Here is a 12,594-nt window from a genome sequence, read left to right on the forward strand (position 1 = left end):
TTGCAGCTCACAGGCTTCGTACACTCGAGCCTCATACATGCGCACCTGCGGGAGGCGACGATGCAGCAGGTCCAGAGTGAAGGTGTGGTCAGCGCAATGTCCCAGGCCACCGATGCCCAACAGGTGGCCCAGGAGCTGGCGCGACAACTGTTGCATCCGCACTTGGGCTTCGTGCTGTTCTTCTGTTCCGCCGAGTACGACTTGCAGGCGCTGGGTCAGGCCTTGCAACAAAGCTTCGGCGGCATTCGCCTGGTGGGTTGCACCAGCGCGGGGGAAATCACGCCCCTTGGCTACGGCCGCAACTGTGTTACGGCGGTGGGCTTCGATCATCGGCATTTTTCCATCGACGCCGAACTGATCGACGAGATGGAGCGCTTCAGCCTGATCGACGCCCAGCAAATGGTCGAGCGACTGGTCAGTGGCTGTCGCAGCAACACCCAGGCACCGATCAAGGGCAACAGCTTTGCGCTGACCCTGCTCGATGGGTTGTCCAGTCGTGAAGAAATGGTCCTCGCAGCCCTGAGTGCGGCGCTGGGCGACATCCCGCATTTTGGCGGTTCGGCCGGCGACGACAATTACCTGACCCACACCCACGTTTATTTTAATGGCGAGTTCCACAGCGGCGCGGCGGTGGTGGTGCTGGTCAATACCTGGCTGGATTTCGAGGTGTTCACCACTCACCACATCTTGCCGAGGGCGGAAAAACTGGTGGTCACCGGCGCTGACAGCGCTTCGCGTCGGGTCTTTGAGCTCAACGCCGAACCTGCCGCCGAGGAATACGCCCGGCACATCGGCGTGCCGGTGGCGGAGCTCGATCATCGGATCTTCGCCGCGCACCCTTTGGCCGTGCGGATCAACGATCAGTATTACGTGCGGGCGATCCAGCAGGTTCACCCGGACCTGAGCCTGAGTTTCTACTGCGCGGTGGAAAACGGCATTGTCCTCACCGTCATGACGCCAGGCCCAATGCTGCCGAATCTGCAAACGCTGTTCGAAGGCTTGCAGGAGCGCCTTGGCGATCTGTTGCTGACCATCGGCTGCGACTGCTTTCTCAGGCGTCTGGAACTGGAAGACGGCGGCAGTCTCGAGCAGATCGGAACGTTTTTGCGTGACCAACGGGTGATGGGTTTCAACACCTACGGAGAACAGTTCAATGGCATGCACATCAACCAAACCTTCACCGGGGTTGCCATTGCCCGAGGCCGGTCCCCTGGACACCGCTGATCTTCAAGCGCAGATCGCCAGCCTGCAGTGCGACAACCACAAACTGCAGCGCATCAATGGCGCGCTGATCGAGCGCATCGAGTCCGGCATCACCCGCGGCAATGACCCGTACGCGGCGTTCCAGCATTCGGTGGTGCTGGCCGAACAGGTGCGTGAGCGCACCGACGCCTTGAACCAGGCCATGGCCGAACTCAAGTCGGGCAACCACTTGCTCAGCGAAGCGCGCCTGCGCGCGGAGACCGCGCATCAACACTTGATCGATGCCATCGAGAGCATTTCCGACGCCTTTGTGCTGTTCGATGCAGACCAGCGGATCGTGTTGTTCAACAGCCGCTTCAAGGCTTTCTGGGGCAACAGCCGGGTGCGAATCAACGCCGGCATGCGCCTGGCCGAGGTCAAGCGGCTGATGTCCGCCACCGGGCTGTTCACTGAAGAGCCGCGCGGGCATGCCGACGAAAACCTGTTCTATCGCCTGCAGAACGGCCGCTGGTTGCAAGTCAGCGAAAGGCCCACCCAGGAAGGCGGGCGGGTGATCCTGTTCACCGACATTACCGACGTCAAACTCAGCGAAACCGTGCGCCGCGAGCAGGCGGTGGCGCAGAAATCGCATTTGTTGCAACGGGCGGTCGACAACCTGTCCCAAGGGGTGGCGATGGTCAACGCCGAGGGCATTCTGGAGCTGTGGAACCGGCGTTTCCTCGAACTCAGCGGCTTGGCCCCGGTAGCGGCCCATCGTCCGTTTGCCGAAGTGATCGCCGACAGCGAATTGAACCTGTTGACCCCGGCCAGTCGCGATGTAAACGGACGGCCTGTGCAGGAACGCGAGCAACGTCTCTACGATGGCCGGGTGCTGGAAATCCGCACCCATCCGTTGCCCACCGGCGGTTTCGTCAACACCTTCACCGACATCACCGAACGCTACCAACACGCCGAAGCGCTGAGCGAAAGCGAGCGCTGGATCCGCCTGATCACCGACCATGTGCCGGCGTTGATTGCCTACCTGAATGCCGATCTGGTCTACGAGTTCACCAACAAGGTGTATGAAGAATGGTACTGCTGGCCTCGGGGCGTGATGCTTGGGCAGAGCCTGCGTGAAGTCCACAGCGAGCAGCATTACCAGCGTCTGGAAGACTATGTGGCACGGGCCCTGGCCGGCGAGAGCGTGACGTTCGAGTTCGCCGAAACCAACATCAACAATCAGGAGCGCTACATGCTGCGCTCCTACGTACCCAATCGCCTGGCCACCGGGGAAGTGGTGGGGATTTTCGTGTTGATCCGCGACATCACCGAACGCCGTCGCACCGCCGAGGCGCTGCACCAGGCCTATCAGAATCTAGAGTTGCGGGTGCGCGAACGGACGGCGGAACTGACGACGCTCAACGACCAATTACTGCGCGAGATCGACGAGCGTCGGCGGGCGGAGTCTCGCCTGCGCGAAGCCAAGCTCGAGGCCGAGCAGGCCAACCTGTCGAAGACCAAGTTTCTCGCCGCCGTCAGTCATGACCTGCTGCAACCGCTCAACGCCGCGCGGCTGTTTACCAGCGCGTTGCTCGAACGGCGGGAGCCGGTGGCCAATGCGATTTTGGTGCGTAATGTCAGCAACTCTCTGGAAGATGTGGAGAACCTGCTGGGTACGCTGGTCGACATCTCCAAACTGGATGCCGGGGTGATCAAGGCCGACATTGCGCCGTTCGCCCTGAGCGAATTGCTGGAAAACCTCGCGGCCGAATACACCCAGGTGGCTCGCAGCGAAGGTCTGGAACTGCATTTCATCCCCTGTTCGGCACTGGTGCGCAGCGACATTCAGTTGCTGGCGCGGATCCTTCGAAATCTGCTGAGCAACGCCATTCGCTACACCTACAGCGGTCGTGTGGTGCTCGGTTGCCGGCGTCATCACCAGCGCCTGTCGATCGAGGTCTGGGACAGCGGCATGGGCATCGCCGAAAACCGCCTCGAGGAGATTTTTCAGGAATTCAAACGCGGTGATGTACAGCGTCCAGATCAGGATCGCGGGTTAGGTCTGGGCCTGGCGATCGTTGAAAAAATCGCCGGGATTCTCGGTCACCGCATTCATGTGCGTTCGTGGCCGGGCAAAGGCTCGATGTTCTCGGTCGAAGTGCCGCTCAGCGCCACGGCACCCAAGGCTCTGCCGAGCCTGCTGATGAGTGAGCCGATGCTTGAACGTCTGCGTGGGGCGCGGGTGTGGGTGCTGGATAACGACGCGGCTATTTGCGCCGGGATGCGCACGTTGCTCGAAGGGTGGGGGTGTCTGGTGGTCACGGCGCTGTCCGAGCAGGACCTGGCGCGGCAAGTGGACAACTATCACGAAGAAGCAGACCTGTTGATCGCCGACTATCACTTGGATGACGATCAGAACGGGGTCGATGCCGTGGCCCGGATCAACGCCCGTCGCGGCTCGGCCATTCCGGCGATGATGATTACCGCTAATTACAGCAATGAACTCAAGCAGCAGATTCGTGAGCTGGGCCACACCCTGATGCACAAACCGGTGCGGCCGATGAAGCTCAAGACAGCGATGAGTCATTTGCTCGGCAGGCCCTGAGTCTTCTGGTGTGATCACTGGCCCCATCGCGAGCAAGCTCGCTCCCACATTTGACCGAGTTCACTCAGATCCAATGTGGGAGCGAGCTTGCTCGCGATGAAGGCGACTCGGTCTCAACGCCGTAAGTAAGACCCGAAATCAATATCCCCGGCACTCAAAATGGCCTGCACCCGATTGTGCACATTGAGTTTGCGCAGGATCGCCGAGACGTGGGCCTTGACCGTGGTTTCGGCGATTTCCAGGGTGTAGGCAATCTGTTTGTTCGACTCGCCCTTGGTCATGCGTTCGAGCACCAGCAACTGCTTGCGGGTCAAGGCCTGGAGCAGTTCAGGTGGGAAGCTTGGGGCATCGTTCATGCGCCTTGAACCGCATTTTTGCGTGCGGATGATGTCCGGCGGCAAGTAGACATTGCCGTTGAGGATCTGCTGGATGGCTTCGGTCATCTGCACCCGTGGCGAGGATTTGGTGATGAAACCCACTGCGCCGTAAGTGATGGCTTGCAACACGACTTGTTTGTCCTGCTCGGCCGAGACGATCACCACCGGAATGGTCGGCGCCTCGTTGCGCAGGTTGATCAGGCCATTGAGGCCGTGCATGCCGGGCATGTTCAGGTCGAGCAGGATCAGGTCCAGGTCGTCATGTTCCTGAGTCAGCACCAGGGCGCTGTCCAGGTCGGCGGTTTCCATCACCTCGCTGCCCGGAAAACCGTCGCTGATGACGTTATGAATGGCTTCGCGAAACAGCGGGTGATCGTCGGCAATCAGAATTTTGTACATAGCCTTTCACCTCATTATTTTGATTAGGGTGTGGCAACAACACGCACGCGTTAAAGTCAGGGAAAGGGCTCGGGCTGGGCGGGTGTCACCGGCAGGTTGGCGGCCTGCCAGGCGTCCAGGCCGTCGCGATACCAATACAGCGTCTTATAGCCCATGGCGGCGGCGCGCTTCACCGCATTCCAGCTCAGCCAGCAATCGGCGCGGCAGTAGAAGACCAGCGGTTGCGCGAGATCGCCTGCGGTCAATGTGTTCAGCTTACGCGCAAAATAGTCCTGCCAGTCGGGCGTCAGGTCACCGTCGCCGGTATTGGCCAGCCAATGGCTGCCGGGCAGGTTTTCGTGGGGCTGGTCCTCGATGAAACGTCCTTGCAACCACTGACGGCGGTAGACGTCGATCAGCACCGGACGCGGTGTCTGGGTCAGCAGGGTTTGCAGGGCGGCGGTATCGATGATTCCGGCGCCCTGTACTTGATTCGGGGTCGGGCTGCGGTACAGACCGATGCGATAGCCGTCGGCGGAAAACAGCGGGGTTTCGGCCTGCGCGACACCCAGCAACAGGCTCAGCGATAGCGCAGCGAGAGAAGGGCGCAGCAGACGACGTCGGGCACGCGGCATGGGGTTCAATCCTTATAGTTATGAACCTATTACATGCCAGTCTCGGTGCGATTGGAATGCGACGATAGACAGGGAAACCAGTACTAAAGTAGTAATTTTGCCCGGATTGCCGGGTGCTTTGCCTGTGTACACCTCAGAACAACTGTGGGAGCGAGCCTGCTCGCGAAGAGGCCATCACATCCAGCATTGATGTTGACTGACACACCGCTATCGCGAGCAGGCTCGCTCCCACACTGAATGGTGTGTGAAAAAAAAATATGTGAACACCTCAGATCAACTGTGGGAGCGAGCCTGCTCGCGATGGGGCCATCACATCCAGCATTATCGTTGGCTGATACACCGCTATCGCGAGCAGACTCGCTCCCACAGGGAATCGTGTTTTCAGTTGGATTTGCGTAAGGCGGCATGTTGCGGGTTGAAGGTGAGTACGGCGAGTAGGGCGAACACCAGGGTCAGCCCCGCGCACACCGCCAGCGCCAACGGATTGAAGCGTTCATACAGGGCAAACCGCACCAGTTCCACCGCATGGGTGAACGGGTTCAGGGCACACAACCCGTACAACCACTCGCTGGACTCGCGCATCTTCCACAGCGGATACAGTGCCGACGACAGGAAAAACAGCGGGAAGATCACGAAATTCATCACCCCGGCAAAGTTCTCCAGCTGACGAATCGCATTGGAGAGCAGCAGGCCCAACGCGCTGAGCATCAACGCCACCAGCAGCAACGCCGGCAACGCAAACAACAGCCCCATGGCCGGTGGTTGCACGCCGTACACCCAGGCAATTGCCAGGAAGGCATAGACCTGTAAAAGCGAGATCAGCGAGGTGGCCAACAACTTGCTGCACAACAGGAAGGTTCGGGGCAGGGGACTGGTCAGTAGCACGCGCATGCTGCCCATTTCCCGGTCGTAGACCATCGACAGCGAACCTTGCATGCCGTTGAACAGCAGGATCATGCAAGCCAGCCCGGGAATGATGTAGACCTCGTAGGGAATGTAGGTGTCATAGGGCTCGATGATCGCGATCCCGAGTGCCGCGCGAAAACCGGCGGCGAACACCAGCAGCCACAGCAACGGCCGCACCAGTGCGCTGAGAAACCGCGTGCGCTGCAACACAAAACGCAGCCATTCACGCAGCACGATGCCGCTGAAACATTGCCAGTAGGCATTCATTGGGCGGCTCCTGAAGTCGTCAGTCGAGTGAAGGCCGAACCCAGGTCACCACCGTGCTCCAGGCTCAGGGCGTCGGCTTGTCCGCTGGCGACCAGCCGGCCCTGATGAAGGATCAACAAGTCGTCGCTCGGCTGTACTTCATCGAGTAAGTGAGTGGTCCAAAGCACGCTGATGCCTTGCTCGCGGCACAAACTGCGGATGTGTTGATTGAGCGCCAGCCGGCTGGCCGGGTCGAGGCCGACGCTGGCTTCGTCGAGCAGCAGCAGGCGCGGTTCATGCAGCAACGCACGGGCGATCTCCACCCGGCGACGGTGGCCGCCATTGAGTTCGCGGACCCGCTCGCGACGGCGTTCGGTCAAGGCCTGACGAGCCAGTTCGGCGTCGACCCGCAGGCCGGTCTGACGCCGGGACATCCCATGCAGCGCGGCGTGATAACGCAGGTTTTGCTCGACGCTGAGGTCCAGGTCCAACGTGCTTTGCTGAAACACCACACCCAATTGCTTGAGAGCCGGACGCGCTGCGTTGCGCAACGAACAACCGCCGACGCGGATGTCGCCGCGCTGCACATCGTAGAGTCGAGTGAGCAGGGCGATCAGCGTCGATTTGCCCGCGCCGTTTGGCCCCAGCAATGCAGCAAAACGGCCAAGCGCCAGGCTGAAACTCACCTGACGCAACGCTTCTTTCGCACCATAAGCGAAACTCAGCTCGCTGACTTCGAGTGCGTTCATGGCGTCACCACCACGCCCCACGGATAGCGCCCGACCTTGATCGATTGGGTGACCTTGAGGCTGTCGACATCAATCACCGACACGTCGCCGCTGACGCCGTTGGTGGCCAGCAATTGTTTTTGATCCGGGGTAAACGACATCTGCCAGACTCGTCGCCCGACCAACAGGTAATCAAGAATCTCGAAAGTCTTGGCGTCGATCACCGCCACATGATTGGCCGGGCCGAGGGCGACGAAACCGTACTTGCCGTCAGCGCTGAGTTTGATGCCCACCGGCTGGACTTTGTCCGGGTGCACGCCCTTGATCTGGAAGGTCAGGGTCTTGAGGATCTTGCGGGTGGCAACGTCGAGAATGGTCACCGTGCCGCCGATTTCCGCCGAGGCCCAGAGCTTCGAGCCATCCGGCGTGAACTCGACGAAGCGCGGCCGCTGATCCACCAGTGTGCTGTCGGCCAGGGTCTGGGTGCTGGTGTCGATCCAGTGCAGCATGTTGGTGGTTTCGCTGGTGTTCACCGCCCACTTGCCGTCGGGGCTGACGGCCATGCCCTCGGGTTCGACGCCGACGTTGATCTGGCTCAGCACCTTGGAAGTTTCGGTGTCGATCACCGTCACCAGCGCATCGTCTTCGTTGGAAACGTACAGCCAGCGATTGTTGGGGTGCAGGGCGAACTGCTCAGGGTCTTTGCCCGAGGGCAGCTCCTTGATGATTTTGCGCGTGGCGACGTCCATCACCTGGACCCGGTCCGAGTCACTGGCGCAGATGTACAGCAGCTTGTTGTCGTGGGACAGCAGCAGGCCACGCGGGCGCTGGCCGACGGGCAGGGTGTCGGTGACTTGCAGGGTCTGCAGGTCGATCAGACTCAGGCTGTTGTCCTTTTCGTTGGAGACCCAGGCGGTGCTGGCCGCGGCCTGCCCGGCGGCGAGCAGCAGGGCCCAGAAAAGCAGGGAGCGGCAGAGCAGGGTGCGGCGCATGGCGGATTCCTTTTTGTTGTAGTTCTTGTGGAAAGTTGGATTAGGGAAAGCGGCAGGTCACTTCGGGTTTGTCGTAGCCCAGGCTGTCCATTTCGTTGAACGGGTGCAGGAAACCGTCCTGGGGCGAAGTGCTGACCAACGCCCGGGGTTGCACAATGGGGATCGGCTGACGCAACTGGCCGTTCCACGGTCGATAACTGAGCTTGCGACCCTTGAAACCGTCCAGCGGCAATTGATCGCTGATTTCAAGCGTACGGATCGCCATCGGATCGGCCTGACGCAGTTTGCTCACCGCACTGGCGATGCTGCGCACGGCGATCCACGCGGCGAAATCCCGATCATTCATCCAGCGCCCGGCCAGGGCTTCGAAGCGTTTCTGCAACTGGGCGGCGCCGTAGGTTTCCACGGTTTTGTGCCAGCCCACCGGGGTCAGCCCCTGAGTGCCGGCGACCGGCCGTGGGTACCAGGTCTGGTAGGGCACGTATTCGCCGAAATCGCCCCGTTCATCCGCGACCAGCACCACGTCGTACTCGGCGGTCTGGGTGAACAGCGGCATGTCGGCCTGGGCGCTGCGACGCTGATCGTTGTCGAAACTCCAGGCTTTTTCCGCGACCAGTTTCAGGCCGAAGCGTTTGGCGGCGCGGCGCAGCGCGGCGGCATAGGCTTGATCGTCCGGGGTCGGGCCGACGATCAGTAGCGCCCGTTGCCATTTGCGCACCACCAGAAATTGCGCCAGCGCATCGGCCAGCATCGCCCGGCTCGGCAGGCTGTGCAGCACGTTCGGCAGGCAGTCGGTGGCGCGCAGGCTGTCGTCGGGGCTGCCGGCGTTGAACAGCAAACTGTCGGGTAACACGGTGCTGAGCCGGCGCAGGCTGGCGGCCGGTGCGTTGACGACAAACAGGCGCAGACCTTGTTCATGCTGAGCCTTGGCCTCTTCGACCAGGGCATCCGGATTGTCGACGTTGGCGCTGACCAGGCTGTAGCTCTGGTTGAGGAAACGCCCGGTGCTGTTACTGTCAGTGATCGCCAGTTCGGCGCCACGCCGCCCGGCATCGACTGGTTCGGGAATGACGTTCGACAGCAACGGGCCCGGGTCAGGGCGATACCCCAGGTAGCCGATCTGCACCTGCAACGGCGCGTCGGAAGCCTGGCTCTGGGTCGCCAGCCCGGCGGCGCAGGCAATCGCCAACAGGTAGATCAGGGCGTAAGGGGCAAGCTGGCGCATAGGGCTCTCCATTACAGGTAGCGCCAGCATAGGAAGCCTGCGAGGCAGAAGGAAATATGCAGAAAGTACCAGTGAGCCAGTACCAAGGTAGTAAAGGCGCCGGAAGCGTACCCGGGTGCGCGCCACAAGCCCTACTACCAAGGAACTAGGCGGCGGCCACCAAAGCAGCATGGGGCTTGCGCGAAGCCGTTCTTAAGATGGGTGCCATAGCCTCTTCACAGAGGTTTTGCGTGCAATCAAGAGGGCATAACAATGAAAACAAAACGCAGCGCCTTACTCGTTGCCGGACTGCTGGCCGGTTTTATCAGCGCAGGTTCCGTCTGGGCCCACGGCAATGTGGTGCCGCAAGCGGTGGAAACCCCGGGCCTGACCCCGATCAAGGACGCCGGCGTACCGGTCGATGCCGATGGTTGGGCATCGGTGAACCCTTACCGCACTTCGCCGGAACATGATAAGGCCCTGGAAATCGGCTCCTCGGCGTACAACCAGAACTGTGCGGCCTGCCATGGCCTGGAAGCCAAATCCGGCGGCATCGCCCCCGATTTGCGCATGCTCGATGTCGCTGATGCCGGTGATGAGTGGTTCGTCGAACGCGTGCGCCATGGCGCCGTGCGTGACGGCCGGGTCTACATGCCGAAGATGGCCGACTACCTGAGCCAGGAAGCCTTGTGGGCGGTGCGCACCTATCTGGACAGCGTTCACGTCGAGGAGTAATCCATGCGCCTGCTCGCTGTGTTGATCAGCGCTGTGTTGCTGTGCTGCCAGGCAGTGCAGGCGCAGGTCCGTACCTATGACGAAATGATCGCCGCCGGGGAGCTGAAAGTGGCGGTCTACAAGGACTTCGCCCCCTACAGTTTTGAAGACGCCGGCCAGGCCCGTGGCGTTGATGTCGAACTCGCCGAAGCATTGGCCAAGGCTCTCGGTGTACGCCTGACGTTGATTTGGGCGCCGGCCGGCGAGAAGCTCGATGACGACCTGCGCGATTACATCTGGCGTGCCAGTCAGTTGCACGATCTGCAACTGGCCGACCTGATGATGCGCGTGCCGTACGACCGCGACTACGCGCAAAAGCGCAATGAACTGGGTGAGCTGGAAAACGGCCATGTGGTGATGTTCGGGCCGTACCAGAACGAACAATGGCAGGTCGCCTATGACCGTCGCCGGCTGGAGTCGGTGGGCAGCGTCGCCGTGTTCGAGCACCACCCGATCGGCGTCGAAGTCGACAGCGTGCCGTCGTTCTACCTGACCTCGGTGTTCAACGGCATGCTTGCCGCCAAAACGCATCACTATCCCGGTGTGCCTCAAGCGTTCGCGGCCATGAAGGCCGGTGAAGTCGACGCAGTCATGGCCATGCGCGGTGAGATCGACTGGCAAGTGCATGAAGCGGCGGACCCGCAAGTGGCGCTGGCGGAAAACGCCTACCCGAACATGGGCAAGCAGCTTTGGGAGATCGGCATGGCGGTGCACGAAAGCAACCGTCAACTGGCCTATGCCGTGGAAGAGGCGCTGGAAGCCTTGATCCGCGAGGGTTCGGTCAAGACCATTTATGGCCACTACGGCCTGCGCTATGACGTGCCCGAGATGTATCAGTAGTGAATTGGCGAGCGGGTTGTTTATTGGCCTGTTGGCTACCCATCGCCGCGCACGCTGTGGACATCGATCCGGGCAAAGACCCGGTGCCCTCGGTGATGTGGGCCTTCTATCACAAGCAAATGCTCGGCGATGCGCCGTTCGTGTTCGACGAGCGGGTCAAGCTGCTGGCGCCGCCATTCGCCGAAGATGCCCGGCAAGTGCCGCTGGAAATCGACGCGCGGGCGTTCAAGGGCGAAGTGGTGAAAATCCTCGCCTGGGCCGAACTCAACCCTTTGCCGAAAATTGTCGATTTCCAGCCGCTCGACCGCGTGCTGCCGTGGCTGTCGATCCGCATCCGTATCGAACAGGCCACGCCGTTGCGCGCGGCGGTACTGACCCGCGATGGGATCTGGCATGTCGGCTCGGCGCTGATCGACGCGGCGGGCGGCGGTTGCACGGCGCCGAGTGTGGTGCGCACTCAGCCAGGTTGGGAAGACCATATCGGCGAAGTGCTGGGCGGGCGTTATCCCCGTGGCGAGTTCAGCCGTGTGCGTTTGCAGGTAGCGCATCCGATGGACAACGGCATGGTCAGCGGCATTCCCGAGTTTTTCATCAACCATGCTGAACTGCGGGACCAAAACGATCAGCTGTTGGCCCGTCTTGAGCTGTTTCCCGCCGTCAGCGAAAACCCCAACCTGGCCTTTGATATCGAAGGAGCAGGGCAGACGCGGCTGTTGCTGCGCGACAACAGCGGCAATCAATTCGATGCGGCCATACCCTGACCCAAAGGAGCGCGTGATGCGCTGGATGCTGCTGTTGTTCATCGGTTTGAGCCTGCCGGCCCTGGCCGACTTCGAGTACTCACTCAAGCCCCGACAGATCGCCGAAGACACCTGGCTGCTGGAAGGCAGCACCGACAATTTTGCCAAGGCCAATGGCGGCAACATCGTCAACACCGCGTTCATCGTCACCGAGCGCGGCGTGGTGGTGATCGACACCGGGCCGTCGAAACGCTACGGCGAAGCGATGCGCAAAGCCATTGCCGCGACCACCGATAAACCGGTGATCGAGGTGCTGCTGACCCATCATCATCCTGATCATGTGCTCGGCAACCAGGCCTTCACTGACGTGCCGATCGGCGCGTTGGCTGGCACCACCGAGCTGCTGCATCAGCAGGGCGATGCCATGGCCGAGAACATGTATCGCCTGGTGGGCGACTGGATGCGCGGCACCGAAGTGGTGTTGCCGACCCGGACGCTGACGCCCGGCGTGCGAAGTTTTGGGAATCACGATCTACGTCTGCTGGGCCTGGGTGGGCACACGGGCGCGGATCTGGCTATTCTCGACCAGAAAACCGGCGTGTTGTTTGCCGGGGACCTGGTGTTTTACCAACGGGCGCTCACCACGCCCAACAGTCCGGGGTTGGCGGTGTGGCTGGCGGACATCGCCACCCTGCAAGGCTTGCCGTGGACGCTGATCGTTCCCGGCCATGGGCCGGTGGCCAGCGATCAACTGCCGTTCGAGCAAATGCGCGACTACCTCACCTGGCTCGATCAGCTCATGCGCGATGGCGCCGCCAACGGCAGCGACATGGCCGAGATGATCCGCAGCCCCATTCCCGAGCGTTTCGCCGGGATTACTCTGAGTCGTTACGAGCTGATCCGCAGCGTCAGCCATTTGTACCCGCGTTACGAGCGCGCACAAATGACCCGCGTCGATTCCGCCGCGGACAAATGACCTAGCGGCGA

12 protein-coding genes are annotated in these 12,594 nt (G+C 61.3%); 6 read left to right on the plus strand and 6 right to left on the minus strand.

Going from position 1 to position 12,594, the window contains the following annotated elements:
* Nucleotides 1-60 precede the first annotated feature (60 nt).
* Nucleotides 61-1,224, plus strand: a complete 1,164-nt coding sequence (gene nosP / locus ACYZTW_RS14015) for a nitric oxide-sensing protein NosP (protein WP_462005369.1) — start codon at nt 61-63, stop codon at nt 1,222-1,224.
* A complete protein-coding gene (gene nahK, locus ACYZTW_RS14020; protein WP_462005754.1) occupies nt 1,193-3,787 on the plus strand; it encodes a hybrid sensor histidine kinase/response regulator NahK/ErcS' in 2,595 nt (864 codons plus the stop codon). The genes nosP and nahK overlap by 32 nt, the downstream gene beginning before the upstream one ends.
* 113 nt (nt 3,788-3,900) lie before the next feature.
* Here the strand turns inward: nahK and ACYZTW_RS14025 are convergent, their stop codons facing one another.
* The 6 genes from ACYZTW_RS14025 to ACYZTW_RS14050 all read right to left on the minus strand — a co-directional run bounded on the left by ACYZTW_RS14025 (nt 3,901) and on the right by ACYZTW_RS14050 (nt 9,274).
* Entirely contained in the window at nt 3,901-4,563 is a 663-nt protein-coding gene (locus tag ACYZTW_RS14025; protein WP_140679198.1) for a response regulator transcription factor, read from the minus strand.
* A 56-nt stretch (nt 4,564-4,619) separates the two neighbouring features.
* On the minus strand, nt 4,620-5,177 hold the full coding sequence (locus ACYZTW_RS14030; RefSeq protein WP_462005370.1) for a PQQ-dependent catabolism-associated CXXCW motif protein: 558 nt from the start codon (nt 5,175-5,177) through the stop codon (nt 4,620-4,622).
* A gap of 381 nt (nt 5,178-5,558) precedes the next feature.
* Nucleotides 5,559-6,350, minus strand: a complete 792-nt coding sequence (locus ACYZTW_RS14035; protein ID WP_462005371.1) for an ABC transporter permease — start codon at nt 6,348-6,350, stop codon at nt 5,559-5,561.
* Nucleotides 6,347-7,078 carry an ABC transporter ATP-binding protein gene (locus ACYZTW_RS14040; protein ID WP_462005372.1) on the minus strand — a complete coding sequence of 244 codons (732 nt, stop codon included), beginning with the start codon at nt 7,076-7,078 and terminating at the stop codon, nt 6,347-6,349. Before ACYZTW_RS14040 ends, ACYZTW_RS14035 begins: the two co-directional genes overlap by 4 nt.
* The gene (locus ACYZTW_RS14045; RefSeq protein ID WP_462005373.1) at nt 7,075-8,049 is read right to left on the minus strand and encodes a YVTN family beta-propeller repeat protein; all 975 of its coding nucleotides are present in this window, start codon (nt 8,047-8,049) and stop codon (nt 7,075-7,077) included. The genes ACYZTW_RS14040 and ACYZTW_RS14045 overlap by 4 nt, the downstream gene beginning before the upstream one ends.
* A 40-nt stretch (nt 8,050-8,089) precedes the next feature.
* On the minus strand, nt 8,090-9,274 hold the full coding sequence (locus ACYZTW_RS14050; RefSeq protein ID WP_462005374.1) for an ABC transporter substrate-binding protein: 1,185 nt from the start codon (nt 9,272-9,274) through the stop codon (nt 8,090-8,092).
* Nucleotides 9,275-9,526: 252 nt separating this feature from the next.
* Between ACYZTW_RS14050 and pedF the strand changes: the two genes are divergently transcribed.
* Genes pedF through ACYZTW_RS14070 form a run of 4 tightly spaced genes read left to right on the plus strand, consistent with a single transcriptional unit; the run spans nt 9,527 to nt 12,583 of the window.
* Entirely contained in the window at nt 9,527-9,988 is a 462-nt protein-coding gene (pedF, locus tag ACYZTW_RS14055; RefSeq protein WP_462005375.1) for a cytochrome c-550 PedF, read from the plus strand.
* Nucleotides 9,989-9,991: 3 nt separating this feature from the next.
* Nucleotides 9,992-10,867: a substrate-binding periplasmic protein gene (locus ACYZTW_RS14060; protein WP_462005376.1), complete on the plus strand. Its 876-nt coding sequence runs from the start codon at nt 9,992-9,994 to the stop codon at nt 10,865-10,867.
* Nucleotides 10,867-11,628: a quinoprotein dehydrogenase-associated SoxYZ-like carrier gene (locus ACYZTW_RS14065; RefSeq protein WP_462005377.1), complete on the plus strand. Its 762-nt coding sequence runs from the start codon at nt 10,867-10,869 to the stop codon at nt 11,626-11,628. Before ACYZTW_RS14060 ends, ACYZTW_RS14065 begins: the two co-directional genes overlap by 1 nt.
* A 16-nt stretch (nt 11,629-11,644) precedes the next feature.
* On the plus strand, nt 11,645-12,583 hold the full coding sequence (locus ACYZTW_RS14070; RefSeq protein WP_462005378.1) for a quinoprotein relay system zinc metallohydrolase 1: 939 nt from the start codon (nt 11,645-11,647) through the stop codon (nt 12,581-12,583).
* The last annotated feature ends 11 nt before the right edge of the window (nt 12,584-12,594 follow it).

This window comes from Pseudomonas sp. LB3P25, assembly GCF_054897985.1.

Excerpts from the sequence above, each read along its gene's own strand:
- nosP (WP_462005369.1), top strand. The coding sequence starts at position 61 with ATGCAGCAGGTCCAGAGTGAAGGTGTGGTCAGCGCAATGTCCCAGGCC.
- ACYZTW_RS14025 (WP_140679198.1), bottom strand. The coding sequence starts at position 4,563 with ATGTACAAAATTCTGATTGCCGACGATCACCCGCTGTTTCGCGAAGCC.
- ACYZTW_RS14030 (WP_462005370.1), bottom strand. The coding sequence starts at position 5,177 with ATGCCGCGTGCCCGACGTCGTCTGCTGCGCCCTTCTCTCGCTGCGCTA.
- ACYZTW_RS14035 (WP_462005371.1), bottom strand. The coding sequence starts at position 6,350 with ATGAATGCCTACTGGCAATGTTTCAGCGGCATCGTGCTGCGTGAATGG.
- ACYZTW_RS14040 (WP_462005372.1), bottom strand. The coding sequence starts at position 7,078 with ATGAACGCACTCGAAGTCAGCGAGCTGAGTTTCGCTTATGGTGCGAAA.
- ACYZTW_RS14045 (WP_462005373.1), bottom strand. The coding sequence starts at position 8,049 with ATGCGCCGCACCCTGCTCTGCCGCTCCCTGCTTTTCTGGGCCCTGCTG.
- ACYZTW_RS14050 (WP_462005374.1), bottom strand. The coding sequence starts at position 9,274 with ATGCGCCAGCTTGCCCCTTACGCCCTGATCTACCTGTTGGCGATTGCC.
- pedF (WP_462005375.1), top strand. The coding sequence starts at position 9,527 with ATGAAAACAAAACGCAGCGCCTTACTCGTTGCCGGACTGCTGGCCGGT.
- ACYZTW_RS14060 (WP_462005376.1), top strand. The coding sequence starts at position 9,992 with ATGCGCCTGCTCGCTGTGTTGATCAGCGCTGTGTTGCTGTGCTGCCAG.
- ACYZTW_RS14070 (WP_462005378.1), top strand. The coding sequence starts at position 11,645 with ATGCGCTGGATGCTGCTGTTGTTCATCGGTTTGAGCCTGCCGGCCCTG.